The organism is Stenotrophomonas maltophilia, assembly GCF_001274595.1.
Lineage (GTDB): Bacteria > Pseudomonadota > Gammaproteobacteria > Xanthomonadales > Xanthomonadaceae > Stenotrophomonas > Stenotrophomonas forensis.
The window spans coordinates 608,360-626,027 of sequence record NZ_CP011010.1 but is presented as its reverse complement, the minus strand read 5'-3'; the positions used below and the strand labels follow the sequence as shown (position 1 = coordinate 626,027).

Genomic DNA, 17,668 nt, shown 5'->3' with positions numbered 1-17,668 from the left:
CTGCAATCGGCGTTCTACGCCCATTCTGCGGAGTCTGCCATGCGTGCCCTGTCCTGCCTTGGATGCCTGCTGTTGTTGGCCAGTGCCCACGCCGTGGCCGGGCCGGTCTACAAGTGGAAGGACGCCAACGGCGTGACCCAGTACTCGGAGACCCCGCCGGCGGGCAAGAAATTCGAGACCCGCGAGCAGGCCCGCAACCCACAGGCCGCAGCCAGTACCGAGACCCCGGCCGCGCCGGTGCCGGAGCAGTGCAGCACCGCCCGCGCCAACCTGGCCCTGCTGGAGGGGTCCGGCCAGGTGATGCAGGACACCAATGGCGACGGCAAGCCCGATACCGCGCTGACCCCGGAGCAGCGCACGGCGCAGAAGGGGCTGGCCGACGCGGCCATCAAGGCCTACTGCCCGGCGGAGTAAGGGTATCGGCAGGGCTGCGCCCTGCACCCGCCGAAGCAACATCAACGTCAAAGGCCAGAGCAACAGCCGGCTCTGGGCTTTCTGTGGGTTTGGCGGGGCGGTGTCGGATTGCGGGGACGCCGTAAACCCGTCCCTGGGGGCTTGGCCGCGGCATCCATGCCGCGGACACCCCGCAATCCGACACCGTCCCGCCTTCGACAGGTTCCTGGTGACGGCGGGCCATCCACGCCATGCGTGGATGAATCTCCATGGAAATCGAATGTTTCGAGAATTGATCGAACAGCAGCCGAGCATGGCTCGGCTCTACAAAAGGGGGGCAGATCGCGGGAAACTGTCGAAGGCGGGGTGGGTCCGGTTGCGGGAGTGTCCGCGGCATGGATGCCGCGGCCAAGCCCCCATGGACGGGTTTACGGCGTCTCCCGCAACCGGACCCACCCCGCCATCCCACGGAAAACCCGCTGTTGCTGTTGCAGGTGACGTTGCCTGAGGCGGGTGCAGGGCGCAGCCCTGCCGATACCCCTCCCCCCGGCCAGGCTGGCAGAATAGGCGTCTCTGCCGTTATCCGAAGCCGACGATGCGCCTCTCCCAGTTCCACCTGCACACCACCAAGGAAACCCCCAGCGACGCCGAGCTGACCAGCCACCGGCTGATGCTGCGTGCGGGCATGATCCGCAAGCTGGCATCGGGCCTGTACACCTGGTCGCCGCTGGGCCTGCGCGTGCTGCGCAAGGTTGAACGCATCGTCCGCGAGGAAATGGACCGCGCCGGCGCCGTGGAATTCCAGATCCCGACCATCCAGCCGAAGGAACTGTGGGAGCAGACCGGGCGCTGGCAGAAGTTCGGCCCGCAGCTGCTGAAGATCAAGGATCGCAAGGACCAGGTGTTCTGCTACAGCCCGACCGCCGAAGAAGCCGCCTGCGACTTCGCGCGCAGCGAGCTGTCCAGCTACAAGCAGCTGCCGGTCAACTTCTACCAGGTGCAGACCAAGTTCCGCGACGAGATCCGTCCGCGCTTCGGCGTGATGCGTTCGCGCGAGTTCCTGATGAAGGATGCCTATTCGTTCCACCTGCATGACGAATGCCTGGTGCGCGAGTACGAGAACATGAAGTCGGCCTACAGCCGCATCTTCACCCGCCTCGGCCTGGATTTCCGCATGGTGCAGGCCGACTCCGGTGCCATCGGCGGTGATGCCTCGCAGGAATTCCACGTGATCGCCGATTCCGGCGAGGACGCGCTGGTGTTCTCCACCGGTTCGGACTACGCAGCGAACATGGAAGCGGCGATCGCTGCCGATCCGGCGCCGCGTGCGGCCGCCGGCGAAGCCCTGCGCAAGGTCGATACGCCCACCCAGAAGACCTGCGAGGACGTTGCAGCCCTGCTTGGCATCGACCTGCAGCGCACCGTGAAGTCGGTGGCACTGATCGCCGGCGAAGGCGAAGCGCAGCAGTTCGTGCTGGCGCTGGTGCGCGGCGATCATGAGGTCAACGAGATCAAGCTGGCCAAGGTTGCCGGCCTGGCTGAGCAGCGTTTCGCCAGCGAGGCGGAAATCGCCGAGCACCTCGGCAGCGTGCCGGGCTTCCTCGGCCCGGTCGCGCCGGCCAAGGCCATCCGCGTGGTCGCCGATCGCGAAGTGGCGGCGATGTCCGACTTCGTCGTCGGTGCCAACGAAGCCGGCTTCCACCTGGCCGGCGTCAACTGGGGCCGTGACCTGGCGGAGCCGGAAGTGGCCGACATCCGCAACGTGCGTGCCGGTGACCGCGCGCTGGACGGCGGTGAACTGAAGATCGCACGCGGCATCGAAGTCGGCCACGTGTTCCAGCTCGGCCGCACGTATGCCAAGGCGCTGGACGCCACCGTGCTGGACGAGAACGGCAAGGCGGCGGTGATGGCGATGGGCTGCTATGGCATCGGCATCTCACGCGTGGTTGCTGCCGCGATCGAACAGAACCATGACGAGGCCGGCATCATCTGGCCGGACGCGATGGCGCCGTGGCAGGTGGTGGTGTGCGTGATCAACCCGAAGGGCGACGCCGCCGTCGCCGACGCCGCTGCCAGCCTGCTGCAGGAGCTGCGCGATGCAGGCCTGGATGCCGCGCTCGACGACCGCGGCCTGCGACCGGGCGCGATGTTCGCCGACATGGAGCTGATCGGTATCCCGCACCGCGTGGTGGTGAGCGAACGCGGCCTGGCCGCCGGTACCTACGAGTACCGCTCGCGTCGCGCCAGCGAAGCGGAAAGCCTCGACAAGGCCACCCTGCTGCAGCGCCTGCAGGGTTGATCAGGAAAAGACCGGGGCATGCCCCGGTCTTTTTTTGCCGCCCGAACCCCCGCCCGATACTGCAACAGACATAATCCGGTCAAAATCGACGCACTGCAGTCGGCATGCCGCCAAGCCCTGACCCGCCTGCATTTGTGCTTGGATTAATTCATCTTTATTCTGTCCCGCGACGCCATGGACTGGCTCGTCCCGTCCACACATTAGTTTCCGGAGTAACCGTAAATGAGCATTGACCTGACCGGCCTGTCGGCACGAGAGCTGGGCGCCCTGATCCGCACCGCGAAGAAGCAGCAGACCATCGTCGCCAAGCGCCGGCCGATCACCAAGGTACGGGCCCAGCTGACCAAGCTGGCCAAGACCGAGGGTTACACCATCGAGGAACTGTTCGGCGGCGCCCCCGCTCCGCGCGCCCGCAAGGTCGCCACTGCGACCAAGGCGCCGTCCAAGACGGCTGGCCGCAAGCTGGGCAAGGTCGCCCCGAAGTACCGCAACCCGGCCAACCCGAAGGAAACCTGGACCGGCCGTGGCAAGCAGCCGCGCTGGATGGCCGAGCTGACCGCCAAGGGCAGCAAGAAGCCGGAAGATTTCCTGATCAAGAAGGCCTGAGGCCAGATCGGGAAGCAATGAAAAACGCCGGCGAACGCCGGCGTTTTTCATTTCCCGGGAGGTGCGTGGAACAACGGTCCACACCCACAGCAAGCAGCACAGAAGGGCGATTACAGGGTTTTGCGCGCGGGCATCAGCAGGTTGCCGAACAGCAGGCCGGCGACCAGCGCCATCACCACGTTGAGCACGGTGAGGAACACGCCCTGGCCGGCACCCACGTCCTGCTGCTGGACCAGGGTCAGCACGCCACGCAGGCTGGTGCTGCCGGGCACCATCATGATGATGCCCGGCAGGCGGATGATCGCGCCGGGGCGACCGACCAGGCGGCCGAACAGATTGCCGCCCGCGGTCAACAGCATCGCCGACAGGAAGATGCCCGCCGGTGCCCCCCAGGCATGGCCACCGAACTTGGAAATCGCATAACCGGCCACCGACGCCGCGATCACCCACGGGTAATCGCGGCGGTTGGCCTTGAACAGCATCGCGAACGCGAACGCGGCGGTCAGCAGCGAGCCCCACTCCACCCACGGCCCCTGGGGCCGCGCCGCGCGGATCACCGGGTCCAGCCCAAGCACATCGGCCAGGGTTACCGCGATCATCGCGCCGACGCTGAGCTTCATGATGGTGGTCAGTGCACCGGCGAAACGCGCGGTGCCCGATACCCAGTGCTGGCTGGCCAATTCATTGACTGCATTGGTGAGCGACATGCCCGGCAGCAGCACCACCAGCGAGGCGATGATCACCGTGTTGAGGTTGAGCGCGCCGATGAACGACGCGACCAGAGTGGCGACCAGGCCCGCCAGCAGTGCGGCCAGTGCTTCGGCCGCCTCGCGGGTGGCCGGGCGACGGTCGGTGACCATGCCGAGCAGGCCGATCATCAGGCCGATGACACCGGCGGTGGCAATGTCCAGCCACGGCAGCTTCCACATGCCGGCCACGCCGGCCGCGCCGAGGCTGAACGACAGGATGGTGCGCAGCTTGCCGCGACGGCCCGGATCCTTGTCCAGCTGGCGCAGTGCAGTGTGGCCCTGGGCGATGCTCATCCGCCCGTTGGACACTTCCTCGGCGATATGGTCGGCGACGCTGAGCTTGTGCAGGTCGTTCTCGCCGGGCGCCAGCCGGATCACGCGGGTGATGTCGCTGGAGCCGATCGCCTGCGCCGGGTCGCTGAAGCTGAGGATGATACCGGTGGGATTCGACCACGGTTCACAATCCAGATCGAGCTGGCGGGCCAGTGCCACGACTGCCGTTTCCAGGCGCTGGGCCGTGGTGCCGTAGCTGTGCAGGCGTCCGGCGATCTCGGAAACGAAGGCCACGCGCTGCGCGTAGGTGGCCTGGGGCGTGGGGATCGTGTGAGCGTCTGCGGACATGCGACGTAGTATTACCTAGGCCGGGCCTTACCGGAGAAATTCATCCGAGTTCGACGCGATGCCCAATACAGACCGGTTATGCTGCGACCCGAATGGCCCAAGTGACCCCGAACCTCGCCCCCCAGCTCGAACAGGACGCCCATGACCCGGGCCTGATCCGCCTGTCCGGCACCTGGACCCTGAAAACCGCGCTGGCCGCGGCCGAAGTCCTGCGTGGCGTTCCCGAAAAGCTGACCGGCATCGATGCGACCGGCATCGAGCAGATGGATTCGGCCGGCGTGCTGCAGGTACTTCGCGTGGCCCACCGCGCCGACCTCGGCGAAGACGCGCTGCAGTTCCGTCAGGACCATCAGGCGCTGGTCTGCACCATCGAAGAGGTCGCCGACGACCGGCCCAAGCCCAAGCGCGACTTCGGCGTGCTGGCGGCACTGGAGCGACTGGGTGTCAGCGTCCATGCCACCGGCCACAACATCAAGGCGCTGTGCAGTTTCCTCGGCGAGAACCTGGTCAAGGCCGCGCGCCTGGTCAAGGAACCCCGACGCTTCCGCCTGACCGCCACCGTGCACCAGATGGAACAGGTGGGGCTGGATGCGGTACCGCTGGTGGCGCTGCTGTCCTATCTGGTCGGCGCGGTGATCGCCTTCCTCGGCTCGACCATCCTTCGCGATTTCGGCGCCGAGATCTACGTCGTCGAGCTGGTCAACATCGCCTTCCTGCGCGAGTTCGCCGTGCTGCTGACCGCCATCGTGCTGGCCGGCCGCACCGCCAGTGCCTTCACCGCGCAGATTGGCGCGATGAAGGCGCGCGAGGAGATCGATGCGATGCGCACGCTGGGGCTGGACCCGGTCGACCTGCTGGTGCTGCCCCGCTTGCTGGCGCTGCTGGTGACCCTGCCGCTGCTGACCTTCATCGCCATGGTTGCCGGCCTCGCCGGCGGCATCACCGTCGGCGCATTCGACCTGGACATCCCGCCACAGATGTACATCGCGCGCATGCACGAGACGATGGAAGTGCGGCACATGCTGGTCGGACTGTCGAAGGCGCCGGTGTTCGCGCTGGTGATCGGCCTGATCGGCTGCCTGGAAGGACTGAAGGTGGAAGGCACCGCGCAGTCGGTCGGCGAACGCACCACCTCCAGCGTGGTGCAGACGATCTCGCTGGTGATCATCATCGACGCCTTCGCGGCGTTGTGGTTCATGCACATGGACTGGTGACATGAGCACATCCGCCCGCCCCGAAATCCTCGACATGCGTGACGACCAGGGCCATGAACTGGCGATCCGCGTGCGCGGCCTGGTCAACCGCTTCGGCAGCCAGACCGTGCATGAGGACCTGGACCTGGACGTGCGCCGCGGCGAGATCCTGGGCGTGGTCGGCGGCTCCGGTACCGGCAAGTCGGTGCTGATGCGCTCGATCCTCGGCCTGCGCACGCCCGACGAAGGCCAGATCGAAGTGCTGGGCCGCGACGCACGTGCCGACGATCCCGAAAGCCGCCTGCACATCGAGCGCAACACCGGCGTGCTGTTCCAGGACGGCGCCCTGTTCTCCTCGCTGACCGTGGGCGAGAACGTGCAGGTACCGCTGAAGGAGCACCATCGTGAGCTGCCCGAGCGCTGGCACTACGAACTGGCACTGCTGAAGGTGAAGCTGGCCGGCCTGCCCGCCGACGCGATCAACAAGCTGCCGTCGCAGCTGTCCGGCGGCATGCGCAAGCGCGCCGGCCTGGCCCGCGCGCTGGCGCTGGATCCACCGCTGCTGTTCCTGGACGAACCCACCGCCGGCCTCGACCCGATCGGCGCGGCCGCGTTCGACCGCCTGATCAAGACCCTGCAGGAAGCGCTGGGGCTGACCGTGTTCCTGATCACCCACGACCTGGACACGCTGTACGCCATCTGCGACCGCGTTGCCGTGCTGGCCGACCGCAAGGTGGTGGCCAATGCACCGTTGCCGGAAATCGAGAAACTGGATCATCCGTGGATCCAGGAATACTTCCACGGACCGCGTGCGCGTGCCGCGCGCGGCGAACAGATCGAGAGTGCCTGAGCCATGGAAACCAAAGCCAACTACGTGCTGATCGGCGCGTTCACCCTGATCACCGGCCTGGCCCTGCTGGCCTTCGGCCTGTGGGCCGCCAAGTACTCCTCCGACCGTACCTGGCAGGAATACCGCGTGGTGTTCCGCGAGGCGGTGACCGGCCTGTCGGTGGGCAGCCCGGTGCAGTACAACGGCATCGCGGTCGGTTCGATCACCGAACTGAACCTGGTGCCGGACGATCCGCGCCAGGTGGTCGCACGCATCCGCCTGAACTCGACCACGCCGGTCAAGACCGATACCCGCGCCAAGCTGGCGATCACCAGCCTCACCGGCCCGTCGATCATCCAGCTCAGCGGCGGTACGCCGCAGTCGCCGGCGTTGACCACGGTCAACAAGGACCCGGCACCGATCATCCCGACCACGCCTTCGGCGCTGCAGAACATCACCGACGTGGCCAACCGCATCGTCGAACGCATGGACCAGATCCTCAGCGACCGCAACGTCGCTTCGATCAACGCGACGCTGGCCAATCTTGAAACGATCAGTGGTGGCCTGGCCGATCGCGACCAGGGCACCCAGGCACTGCTGCTCAGCGCGCGCGATGCCGCACGCAGCCTGGACACCACGCTGAAGACCACCAACGGCACCATCGAGCGCCTGGACAAGAACCTGGTGCAGCAGCTGCCGGGCATCATCGACAAGCTCGACGCCACGCTGGGCAAGCTCGATTCGGCCGCCGGCAATGCCGATTCGATCCTGGGCGAGAACCGTGCGGCGATCAACAGCTTCGCCAACGACGGCCTCGGCCAGCTCGGCCCGACGCTGACCGAGCTGCGTGGCCTGATCCGCGACCTGCGCCGGGTCAGCGACCGCCTCGAGAACAACCCCGCGCGCTACCTGCTGGGCCGCGACGCACCGAAGGAGTTCGAACCCAAATGAGCACGATCACCCTTCCGCGCCTGCTGCTGGCCGCCTCGTTGGTCACCCTGCTGGGCGGCTGCTCCATCCTTGGCAGCAGCGAGAAAACCGCAGTGACCCTGTACTCGCCTGCCGTGCAGGTGAAGGCGGATCCGGCATGGCCGCAGGCCAGCTGGCAGCTGGTACTGGCCAAGCCCAGCGCCGCGCGCATGGTCGACAGCCCGCGCATCAACGTGCGCCCGACGCCGTCGCAGATGGAGATCTACAAGGGCGCCAGCTGGGCACAGCCGGCCACCGACATGATCGAGGACACCCTGCTGCGTGGCTTCGAGGACTCCGGCCGCATCCGCGGCGTGGCGCGCAGCAGCGCGGGCATCCGTGCCGACTACAAGCTGTCCACCGACGTGCGCCGCTTCGAATCGGATTACCAGGGCCAGGCCACGCCCACCGTGGTCATCGAGGTCAATGCCAAGCTGATCCACGTCGCCGACCAGCGCGTGGTCGCCGACCGCACCTTCCGCCAGGCGCAGCCGGTCGGCAGCACCGACGTTCCGGCGGTCACTGCCGCCTTCGAACGCGGCCTGCAGCAGCTGGCGCAGGATGTGGTCGGCTGGACGCTGGTGAGCGGACAGGCCGACCAGCCAGGCGTCCTGCGCTGATCAACGGCAGGCCCGCTCGCTACGGAGGACGAGAGGGTCCGGACGGGGGCATGCGATACTCGACGCATCCCCGCCGCACCGTCTCCCGATGACCTCGTCCGTTTCCATCGCCGTCTGCACGTACAACGGCGAGCGCTTCCTGCAGGAGCAGCTGGACAGCCTGCTGGCGCAGACGCGCCATCCGGATCAGCTCGTGATCCGCGACGATGCATCCTCCGACGGTACCCTGGCGTTGCTGCGTGCATTCGTGCCTCGTGCGGAGGCGCTGGGCATCGCGGTGGACCTGCAGGTGAATTCGCGCAACGTCGGCTATCGGCAGAACTTCGATGGCGCGCTCCGCGCCTGTAGCGGCGACCTCGTTTTCCTGTGCGACCAGGATGACGTCTGGTATCCGGACAAGCTGCAGCGTTTCTGCGCCGAGTTCGATGCCCGCCCTGAACTGCTGGCGCTGCACAGCGATGCAGAGTTGATTGACGGAAGCGGCCGGATGCTGTCCAAACGATTGTTTTCCGCGTTGGGCTACCGACCGTCAGAGCACGCGCGGATGCATGCAGGCCACGGCTTCGAGCTGTTGCTGAAGCGGCCGCTGATGACAGGAGCCGCGATGGCGCTGCGTCGCCGGGTGCTGGACGATGCGCTGCCTCTACCTGCTTCGGGCTGGGTCCACGACGCCTGGATCAGCATGCTGGCAGCCATGCGAGGGAACATCGACAGCCTGCCCGATCCGCTGATCGGCTACCGCCTGCACGGCAACAACCAGGTGGGGCTCGGCGACCAGGATGGTGTCTCGCGCGAGGTGAGGCGGGAACGCCAGCTGGAAGTCGAACGACTGCAGTGCGAGCAGCTGCTGGTACGCGCACGCGCACTGGGCCTGCCCGGATCACGCCTCGAATGGATCGAGCGGAAGCAACGGCACCTGACGGTGCGCACCCGCCTGGGGCCAGCACGCCTGCGCCGCATTCCCGCAGTGATGGCAGAGCTGTTGTCCGGCAACTACGGGTACTTCGGGCGCGGCCTGCTGACAGCCGCCATCGACCTGGTCCGCCGCTAGGTCCTGCTACGATCGCCCGCTCCGGGGGAATGGATCCAGCGGAACGTCAGGTTGATCCGCTCCTCCCGGATCCGCGCTGACTTCGGAAGCGCGTGCTGGTAGAAGCGCTGGGTCTGCCCGCGCATCAGCAGCAGGTCTCCGTGGTCCAGCACGAATTCGGCCCTGCGCGCTGGCTCATCGCGACGGCGCAACAGGAAGCGACGAGCGGTGCCCAGGCTCAGCGAAGCAATCACCGGTGACGGCCCCAGCTCCGGCTCATCGTCACTGTGCCATCCCATGGAGTCACTGCCATCGCGATAACGGTTCAGCAGCACGCCGTTGAACCGACCGATGTTCCCGGCCTGCAGGTGCTCACGCAGGGCCTGCAGCACGGGCAGCCATGGATGTGGAACGAACTCGGCGCCGGAATAACGGTAGCGGGCCTGCGGGTCGCCTATCCAGCAGCTCAGCCGCGGTGAGTCCACCCAGCGGCCGAACATGCGGATGCGGTGCACGTCCCACGGCACGTCGGCCTGCAGCACGGACATGAGCCGATCCGCCTCGGCCGCAGCCATCCAGCCCGGCAGGTGCTGGACATCGGCATCGGGCAGGTCGTGGGGGAACAACATGGCGGCCCCTCAAGGAACAGGGCGGCGTTTGGCCGCCCTGGAAACATCAGGCGCGCTGGAACGCGACGCCGGTCTTTTCCTTCAGTTCGTCATCGCTGACACCCGGTGCCGCTTCCACCAGCAGCAGCCCCTTGTCGGTCACGTCGAACACGGCCAGGTCGGTGATGATGCGGTCGACCACACCGACGCCGGTCAACGGCAGCGTGCATTCGGACAGGATCTTGTGCTCGCCGTTCCTGGCGGTGTGTTCCATCAGCACCACCACGCGCTGCACGCCGGCCACCAGGTCCATCGCACCGCCCATGCCCTTGACCATCTTGCCGGGCACCATCCAGTTGGCCAGGTCGCCCTTGGCCGTCACCTGCATGGCGCCAAGGATGGCCAGGTTGACGTGGCCACCGCGGATCATCGCGAAGCTGTCGTGGCTGCCGAAATAGCTGGCACCAGCCCGCGCGGTCACGGTCTGCTTGCCGGCATTGATCAGGTCGGCGTCGACTTCAGCGTCGGTGGGGAACGGGCCAATGCCGAGCAGGCCGTTTTCCGACTGCAGCCACACGTCCACGCCTACGGGAATGTGGTTGGCCACCAGCGTCGGCAGGCCGATGCCCAGGTTCACGTAGGCGCCATCGGTCAATTCCTGGGCAGCGCGGGCCGCCATTTCGTCACGGGTCCACGCCATGTCAGTTGCCCTCCGCACGGATGGTGCGCTGTTCGATGCGTTTTTCAGGATGCGCGTTGTGCACGATGCGGTGCACGTAGATGCCCGGCAGGTGCACCTGGTCCGGATCGATGCTGCCGACTGGCACGACCTCTTCGACTTCCACGATGCAGACCTTGCCGGCCATCGCGCAGGCCGGGTTGAAATTGCGCGCGGTCTTGCGGAACACCAGGTTGCCGGCCTCATCGGCCTTCCAGGCCTTGACCAGCGCGACGTCGGCGCGCAGCGCGGTCTCCATCACGTAGTGCTTGCCGTCGAACTCGCGGGTCTCCTTGCCTTCGGCCACCACCGTGCCATAACCGGTGGCAGTGAAGAATGCCGGGATGCCCGCACCGCCGGCACGCAGGCGCTCGGCCAGGGTGCCCTGCGGGTTGAACTCCAGCTCCAGCTCGCCGGCCAGGAACTGCCGCTCGAATTCCTTGTTCTCGCCCACGTAGGACGAAATCATCTTCTTGATCTGCCGTGTTTCCAGCAGCTGGCCGAGGCCGAAACCATCGACGCCGGCATTGTTGGAAATCACGGTCAGGCCCTTGGCGCCGCTGTCACGCAGGGCGGCGATCAGCGCCTCGGGAATGCCACACAGGCCAAAGCCGCCCACGGCCAGGGTCTGGCCATCGGCGACCACCCCCTGCAGGGCCTGGGACGCACTGGCGAAGCGCTTGCCGCCGGAAGTCGATTGCTGCATTGCTGTAATACCCTGCGGATGGATATACGCATTCTAGCCGCAGCCCTGCAACCGACGGGTTTGCGCCGCAGCAAACGGTGCCGGTAGGTCGGCCCCGGGCCGCGACGAGGTTTTTCGGGCCCGCGCTCCAACGCGGATACAATGCACGATCCGCCGCATCCGCCCGCAGACGATGCCTCCAGCGACGCCAGCCACCTCCCCCGCAGCCCATGGCCGCGCCCTGTGCGTGGATCTGGATGGCACGCTGCTGGACTCGGACATCCTGTATGAATCACTGCTGGTGCTGCTTGCACGCAATCCGCTGTACCTGATCCTGCTGCCGTTCTGGCTGCTGCAGGGCAAGGCTGTGCTGAAGCGCCGGATTGCTGCCCGCGCCGCTGTCGATCCCCGTCACCTGCCCTACAACACGAGGGTGCTGGAACTGCTGCGCGACACTCCGCAACGACCAAGGGTACTGTGCACTGCGTCGGACCAGTTGCTGGTCGCGCCGATCGCAGCGCATCTGGGCCTGTTTGAACAGGTCATCGCCAGTGATGGCCAGCGCAATCTGTCCGGTGCGCGCAAGGCGCAGGCCCTGGTGGATGCGTTTGGCGAACGCGGCTTTGATTATGCCGGCAACGGCACGGTCGACCTGCCGGTCTGGGCACGCGCATCAGGCGCCTGGGTGGTCAACAACGGCCCGCCCCTCGCCAGCGCCGCCGCCCGACACACCCAGGTGCTGGGGCATTGGCCGGGTCCCTCCCGGCTGCAGGCATGGGTGAAGGCACTGCGCCCGCATCAATGGTTGAAGAACCTGCTGGTGTTCGTACCGCTGCTGACCGCCCATCGTTTCCTTGAAGCAACGGCGGTCGCCGACGCCCTGCTGGCCTTTGCCGCCTTCAGCCTGTGTGCCTCCGGCGTCTATGTACTCAACGACCTGCTCGACCTCGGTGCGGACCGCCGCCACCCGCGCAAGCGCCTTCGCCCCTTTGCCGCTGGCCGGCTGCCGCTGCTGCACGGCTTGTTTGCCGGCCCCCTGCTGACACTGTGCGGCCTGGCCATCGGCCTGGCCTGCAGCCCGTCATTTGCCACCGTGCTGCTGGGATACTACGCACTCACCCTGGGCTACTCGCTGCGCCTGAAGCGCGTGGTCATGCTCGATGTGGTGCTGTTGGCAGGCCTTTACACCCTGCGCATCATCGGCGGCACGGTTGCCATCGGCGCGGAGCTTTCGTTCTGGCTGCTGGCCTTCAGCATGTTCATCTTCCTCTCGCTGGCCCTGCTCAAGCGCTACACGGAACTGCACTCGGTGCTGGCCCGGGGCAACACCCGTGCCGACGGCCGCGGCTATGACGTGGAGGACCTGCCGCTGCTGCAGTCACTCGGTGCCGCGGCAGGCTACTGCGCGGTGCTGGTGATGGCGTTGTACATCAACAGCCCCGACAGCGTGGAGCTGTACCGCAACCCGAAGCTGCTGTGGTTCATCTGCCCGATCCTGCTGTACTGGGTCAGCCGTACCTGGGTGATCGCCCATCGCGGCAAGATGCATGATGACCCCATCGTATTCGCAGCCACCGATCGGGTCAGCCAGATCGTGGCCGCGCTGTGCGTCGGGTTTGCGCTGGTGGCGATCTGATGCGCGCGCGCGCGTATTCCTGGGGAAGGTATCCGCGTTCGCCGCAAGCGCTGGCGAGGGTGCATGACCGCCAAGCTGGACTACCGGACTTCGAAGGCAGCGCGCTGCCGTACGGCAATGGCCGCAGCTATGGCGACAGCTGCCAGAACCCGGGTGCGACCCTGCTCGACTGTCGTGGCCTGGACCGCTTCATCGCCTTCGATCCAGCCAGCGGCCGGCTGCACTGCGAAGCCGGCGTGACCCTGGACGAGATCATTGCCCTGGCACTGCCGCAGGGCTGGTTCCTGCCGGTGACACCGGGTACCCGCCACGTCACGGTGGGGGGCGCCATCGGCAATGACGTCCATGGCAAGAACCATCATGTGGCGGGAAGCTTTGGCCACCATGTGCGCTCTTTCGAGCTGCTGCGCAGCGATGGCGAACGCCGGCTGTGCCGTCCCGGCGATGCGGATGGCTGGTTCGGGGCCACGGTGGGCGGGCTGGGCCTGACCGGCCTGGTCACCCGCGCCGAGCTGCAGCTGCGCCGGGTGCCAGGCAGCAGCCTGGAAGTGGAGAACATCCGCTTCTGCAACCTCGCCGACTTCTTCGCGTTGTCCAGGGAGAGCTGCGAAAGCCACGAGTACAGCGTGGCGTGGATCGACTGCCTGGCGCGTGGCCGTTCCCTCGGCCGCGGCCATTTCACCCGCGCCAACCATGCCGCACAACCGCTCGACGAACGTCCTGCTGCACCCCGCAGGCAGTGGGCGATGCCGCTGACGCCACCGGTTTCGCTGGTCAACCGGCTCACCCTGCGCCCGTTCAACGTGCTCTATTACTGGCGCCAGCTGCCACTGCGCCGGCGCCATGCGTCGCACCTGCTGCCCTTCTTCTACCCACTCGATGGCATCGACCAGTGGAACCGGATGTATGGTCCGGCTGGATTCCTGCAATACCAGTGCGTGCTGCCACCGCAGGCGGCCGCCGACGGCATCCCCGCCTTGCTGCAGGAAATCGCCCGCAGTGGCCAGGGTTCGTTCCTGGCGGTGCTCAAGCAGTTCGGCACGCGGCCATCGCCCGGCATGCTGTCCTTTCCACGCCCGGGCACCACGCTGGCCCTGGACTTCCCAAACACCGGCGAGTCCCTGCTGGCCCTGCTGCGGCGCCTGGACCAGATCGTCGATGCCGCAGGCGGTGCGCAGTACCCGGCGAAGGATGCGCGGATGACGGCCACGTCATTCCAACAGTCCTACCCCCGCTGGCAGGACTTCAGTCGTTTCATCGATCCACGTTTCTCATCCGGTTTCTGGCGCCGGGTGACGGAGTAAGCATGCAGAGTGTCCTCATCATCGGCGCCACGTCCGCCATCGCCGAAGCCGTTGCCCGGCGCTATGCCGCGCGTGGTGCGTCGCTGTTCCTTGTCGGTCGCCGCGCGGATCGACTGGCTGCCATTGGCGACGACCTGCGCATCCGCGGTGCGCGCGCCACGCACACCCACGCCATGGACATCAACGACCTGCCAGCTCATGCCGACCTGCTAGCGCAGGCATGGCAGGCACTGGGCAGGGTCGACGTGGTGCTGATCGCACACGGCACGCTGCCCGACCAGGCCGCCTGCGAGGCTTCGGTGCAGGCCTGCATGGCCGAATTCGCCACCAACGGCACCTCCACCCTGGCCCTGCTGGGACCACTGGCCAACCGGCTGGCCGATGCCGGCAGCGGCACACTGGCGGTGATCACTTCGGTCGCCGGGGACCGTGGCCGACAGAGCAACTACGTCTATGGCGCTGCCAAGGCGGCGGTCAGCACCTTCCTCAGCGGCCTGCGCCAACGCCTGGCCAAGCGGGGCGTGGCAGTGGTGGACATCCGCCCCGGCTTCGTCGATACGCCGATGACGGCCCACCTGCGCAAGGGCCCCTTGTGGGCTACACCGGACCAGATCGCGCGACGCATCATCGCCGGCATCGGCCGTGGCACCCCGGTGCTGTACGCGCCGGGCTTCTGGCGGTTGATCATGGGGGTGATCCGCACCCTGCCGCAGGCCGCCTTCAACAGGATCACGCTGTGAGCGCCGCATCGAGCTCCGTGCTGGAGCAGAAGATCATCATTCCCGGCGGCGCCGGCCTGGTCGGCCAGAACCTGGTGGCCATCCTCAAGCGCCTGGGCTATCGGCAGCTGGTGGTGATCGACAAGCATGCCGCCAATCTCGAGGTGCTGGCGGGCATGCATCCGGACGTGATCACTGAACTGGCCGACCTGGCCGAACCCGGCCCGTGGGAACGCCATTTCGCTGCGGCCGACGCCGTGGTAATGCTGCAGGCACAGATCGGCGGCACCGATCCCCTGCCGTTCGTGCGCAACAACATCACCGCCACCGACAATGTCCTCGATGCGATCGAGCGCCACGCCGTTCCCTATACCGTGCACGTCAGCTCCTCGGTCGTCTGCTCGGTGGCCGACGATGACTACACCCGTACCAAGCGCGAACAGGAACAGCGTGTGGCCGCCCGCAACATTGCGTCCGTCATTCTGCGCCCTACCCTGATGTTTGGCTGGTTCGACCGCAAGCACCTGGGCTGGCTGTCGCGCTTCATGCGCAGAGTTCCGGTTTTTCCGATTCCGGGCCATGGCCGCTACATGCGCCAGCCGCTGTATGCCGGCGACTTCGCCACCATCATTGCCAGCTGCCTGCGCTCACGCATCAGCGGCCAGCGCTACAACATCACCGGCCTTGAAAAGGTCGACTACGTCGACATCATCCGCCAGATCAAGCGCAGCACGGATGCACGCGCGATGGTGCTGCATATTCCCTACACCCTGTTCCACCTGCTGCTGAAGACCTGGGCACTGTTCGACCGCGATCCGCCGTTCACCGCCGCACAGTTGCAGGCGCTGGTGGCCCACGATGAGTTCGAGGTCATCGACTGGCCATCCATCTTCGGCGTGCAGCCAACGCCCTTTGCCCAGGCGATCGACGCCACCTTCAACGATCCCGAGTACGGCGACATCGCCCTGGAGTTCTGATCATGAGCGAACGCATCGCCGTTCTTGGTGCCGGTCCGATGGGCCTGGCCGTGGCATACCAGCTGGCCCGCGACGGCCACCAGCCGGTGGTGTTCGAGGCCGACGACCGGGTGGGCGGGATGACCGCCTGTTTCGATTTCGGCGGCATGCAGATCGAGCGCTACTACCACTTCCACTGCACCTCCGACCACGATTTCCTGGCGGTGCTCGAGGAGCTGGGCCTGGGTGATCGCATGCGCTGGACCGAAACCCGCATGGGCTACTGGTTCGGCAAGCGCCTGCAGCCATGGGGCAACCCGATCGCCCTGCTGCGCTTCAAGGGCCTTGGGCTGATGGCCAAGATCCGCTACGGGCTGCACGCCTTCCTGTGCACCCGTCGCAACGACTGGCGCCCGCTGGATCATGTCGAAGCCTCCTCCTGGATCCGCCGCTGGGTCGGGGCCGAAGCCTATGAGACGCTGTGGCGCAGGCTGTTCGACTACAAGTTCTACAACTACGCCGGCAACCTGTCGGCGGCCTGGATCTGGAGCCGGATCCGGCGCATCGGTCGCTCACGCTACAGCCTGATGCGCGAGAAGCTGGGCTATCTGGAGGGCGGCTCGTCCACCCTGCTCGATGCCCTGCATGCGGACATCCAGCGCCATGGCGGCGAAGTGCGACTGTCCAGCCCGGTGCAGCGCATCGTGATCGAGGCGGGCCGCGTACATGGCGTCCAGGTCGGCGGCGAGCACCTGGCCTTCGACAAGGTCATCTCCACGGTGCCGCTGCCGTTCGTACCACGCCTGGCCCCGGACCTGCCCGAAGCGATCCTGGCGAAGTTCCGCACGTTGAACAACATCGCCGTGGTCTGTGTCATCGCCAAGCTGCGCAAGCCGGTCTCGGCCAATTTCTGGGTCAACACCAACGATCCGGACATGGACATCCCCGGCATCGTCGAATACACCAACCTGCGCCCGATGGATGCACATATCGTCTACGTGCCGTTCTACATGCCCGGCGAGCACGAGCGCTATGGCGACAGCGACGAGGTGTTCGCCGACAAGGTGCGGCGCTACCTGGGCATGATCAATCCGCAGCTGCATGCAGACGATTTCATCGAAGTACGGGTCAGCCGCTACCGACATGCGCAGCCCATCTGCGAACCAGGCTTCCTCGACCGGCTTCCGCCGCGCAGGTTGCCCGTGGAAGGCCTGTGGGTGGCCGATACATCGCACTATTATCCTGAGGACCGTGGCATCTCCGAGAGCATCGGCTTCGGCCGCGCCATGGCCCGCGAGGCGATTGCGTGACCCTGTCGCGCCCGTTCCTGCTGTTCCTCGTGGCCGGCGGCATCGCCGCGCTCGCCAACATCCTGTCGCGGATGCTGTACAGCCATTGGATGCCATTCACTCCCGCGATCATCGCCGCCTACCTCACCGGCATGGTTACCGCGTTCGTATTGACGCGCTGGTTCGTGTTCTCCGGCAGCACCCGGCCGCTGCACCACTCGGCGTTCTACTTCGTGCTGGTCAATCTGTTCGCGGTGGCCCAGACCTGGCTGGTTTCCACCGTTCTGGCCTACCACCTGCTGCCGTGGCTGGGCGTAGACATGCTGCGCCTGGAGATCGCCCACGTGGTCGGCGTGGCCGTGCCGGTGATCTCCAGCTACTTCGGCCACAAGCACCTGTCGTTCCGGTGACCCTCACGGTGAGCCCGATTCCGGTCAACGGGGC

The 17,668-nt window shown here is 66.5% G+C and carries 18 protein-coding genes; 14 read left to right on the top strand and 4 right to left on the bottom strand.

Translation table 11 applies throughout. The features are described from left to right. The first annotated feature begins 39 nt into the window (after positions 1-39). The 3 genes from VN11_RS02805 to VN11_RS02795 all read left to right on the top strand — a co-directional run bounded on the left by VN11_RS02805 (position 40) and on the right by VN11_RS02795 (position 3,298). A complete protein-coding gene (locus tag VN11_RS02805) occupies positions 40-414 on the top strand; it encodes a DUF4124 domain-containing protein (RefSeq protein WP_053451236.1) in 375 nt (124 codons plus the stop codon). Between the two features lie 574 nt (positions 415-988). Beyond that, positions 989-2,692, top strand: a complete 1,704-nt coding sequence (locus VN11_RS02800) for a proline--tRNA ligase (protein WP_049458183.1) — start codon at positions 989-991, stop codon at positions 2,690-2,692. 222 nt (positions 2,693-2,914) lie between these two features. Then, on the top strand, positions 2,915-3,298 hold the full coding sequence (locus VN11_RS02795) for an H-NS family nucleoid-associated regulatory protein (RefSeq protein WP_053448739.1): 384 nt from the start codon (positions 2,915-2,917) through the stop codon (positions 3,296-3,298). 110 nt (positions 3,299-3,408) lie between these two features. Here the strand turns inward: VN11_RS02795 and VN11_RS02790 are convergent, their stop codons facing one another. Further along, entirely contained in the window at positions 3,409-4,668 is a 1,260-nt protein-coding gene (locus tag VN11_RS02790; protein ID WP_053448738.1) for a threonine/serine ThrE exporter family protein, read from the bottom strand. A gap of 92 nt (positions 4,669-4,760) precedes the next feature. Here VN11_RS02790 and VN11_RS02785 point away from each other — a divergent pair, with 92 nt between their 5' ends. The 5 genes from VN11_RS02785 (at position 4,761) to VN11_RS02765 (ending at position 9,330) form a co-directional block, all read left to right on the top strand. Further along, on the top strand, positions 4,761-5,882 hold the full coding sequence (locus tag VN11_RS02785; protein WP_004154116.1) for an ABC transporter permease: 1,122 nt from the start codon (positions 4,761-4,763) through the stop codon (positions 5,880-5,882). Position 5,883: 1 nt separating this feature from the next. Beyond that, complete coding sequence (locus tag VN11_RS02780) at positions 5,884-6,711, top strand: ABC transporter ATP-binding protein (protein WP_004154115.1); 828 nt, start codon at positions 5,884-5,886, stop codon at positions 6,709-6,711. Between the two features lie 3 nt (positions 6,712-6,714). Further along, entirely contained in the window at positions 6,715-7,641 is a 927-nt protein-coding gene (locus VN11_RS02775; RefSeq protein ID WP_004154114.1) for an MlaD family protein, read from the top strand. Continuing rightward, complete coding sequence (locus VN11_RS02770) at positions 7,638-8,279, top strand: ABC-type transport auxiliary lipoprotein family protein (protein WP_053448737.1); 642 nt, start codon at positions 7,638-7,640, stop codon at positions 8,277-8,279. The genes VN11_RS02775 and VN11_RS02770 overlap by 4 nt, the downstream gene beginning before the upstream one ends. Positions 8,280-8,367: 88 nt before the next feature. Beyond that, on the top strand, positions 8,368-9,330 hold the full coding sequence (locus tag VN11_RS02765; RefSeq protein WP_053448736.1) for a glycosyltransferase family 2 protein: 963 nt from the start codon (positions 8,368-8,370) through the stop codon (positions 9,328-9,330). Here the strand turns inward: VN11_RS02765 and VN11_RS02760 are convergent. The 3 genes from VN11_RS02760 to VN11_RS02750 are packed head-to-tail and all read right to left on the bottom strand — an operon-like array spanning position 9,327 to position 11,341. Then, entirely contained in the window at positions 9,327-9,938 is a 612-nt protein-coding gene (locus tag VN11_RS02760; protein ID WP_053448735.1) for an alpha-ketoglutarate-dependent dioxygenase AlkB family protein, read from the bottom strand. The genes VN11_RS02765 and VN11_RS02760 overlap by 4 nt on opposite strands. A gap of 46 nt (positions 9,939-9,984) precedes the next feature. After that, positions 9,985-10,617, bottom strand: coding sequence for a CoA transferase subunit B (locus tag VN11_RS02755; RefSeq protein WP_053448734.1), 633 nt, complete (start codon positions 10,615-10,617; stop codon positions 9,985-9,987). Position 10,618: 1 nt separating this feature from the next. After that, on the bottom strand, positions 10,619-11,341 hold the full coding sequence (locus tag VN11_RS02750; protein ID WP_053448733.1) for a CoA transferase subunit A: 723 nt from the start codon (positions 11,339-11,341) through the stop codon (positions 10,619-10,621). A 172-nt stretch (positions 11,342-11,513) separates the two neighbouring features. Between VN11_RS02750 and VN11_RS02745 the strand changes: the two genes are divergently transcribed. From VN11_RS02745 to VN11_RS02720, 6 genes are read left to right on the top strand one after another with little or no spacing between them, the layout of a single operon-like run. Then, positions 11,514-12,956, top strand: a complete 1,443-nt coding sequence (locus VN11_RS02745; RefSeq protein WP_080374865.1) for a UbiA family prenyltransferase — start codon at positions 11,514-11,516, stop codon at positions 12,954-12,956. After that, positions 12,956-14,260, top strand: a complete 1,305-nt coding sequence (locus tag VN11_RS02740) for an FAD-binding oxidoreductase (protein WP_053448731.1) — start codon at positions 12,956-12,958, stop codon at positions 14,258-14,260. Before VN11_RS02745 ends, VN11_RS02740 begins: the two co-directional genes overlap by 1 nt. Positions 14,261-14,262: 2 nt before the next feature. Continuing rightward, a complete protein-coding gene (locus VN11_RS02735; RefSeq protein WP_053448730.1) occupies positions 14,263-15,000 on the top strand; it encodes an SDR family oxidoreductase in 738 nt (245 codons plus the stop codon). Then, entirely contained in the window at positions 14,997-15,956 is a 960-nt protein-coding gene (locus VN11_RS02730) for an NAD-dependent epimerase/dehydratase family protein (protein ID WP_197586564.1), read from the top strand. The genes VN11_RS02735 and VN11_RS02730 overlap by 4 nt, the downstream gene beginning before the upstream one ends. 2 nt (positions 15,957-15,958) lie before the next feature. Further along, positions 15,959-17,245 carry an NAD(P)/FAD-dependent oxidoreductase gene (locus tag VN11_RS02725; RefSeq protein WP_053448729.1) on the top strand — a complete coding sequence of 429 codons (1,287 nt, stop codon included), beginning with the start codon at positions 15,959-15,961 and terminating at the stop codon, positions 17,243-17,245. Continuing rightward, positions 17,242-17,634: a GtrA family protein gene (locus VN11_RS02720; RefSeq protein WP_053448728.1), complete on the top strand. Its 393-nt coding sequence runs from the start codon at positions 17,242-17,244 to the stop codon at positions 17,632-17,634. Before VN11_RS02725 ends, VN11_RS02720 begins: the two co-directional genes overlap by 4 nt. Positions 17,635-17,668 lie beyond the last annotated feature (34 nt).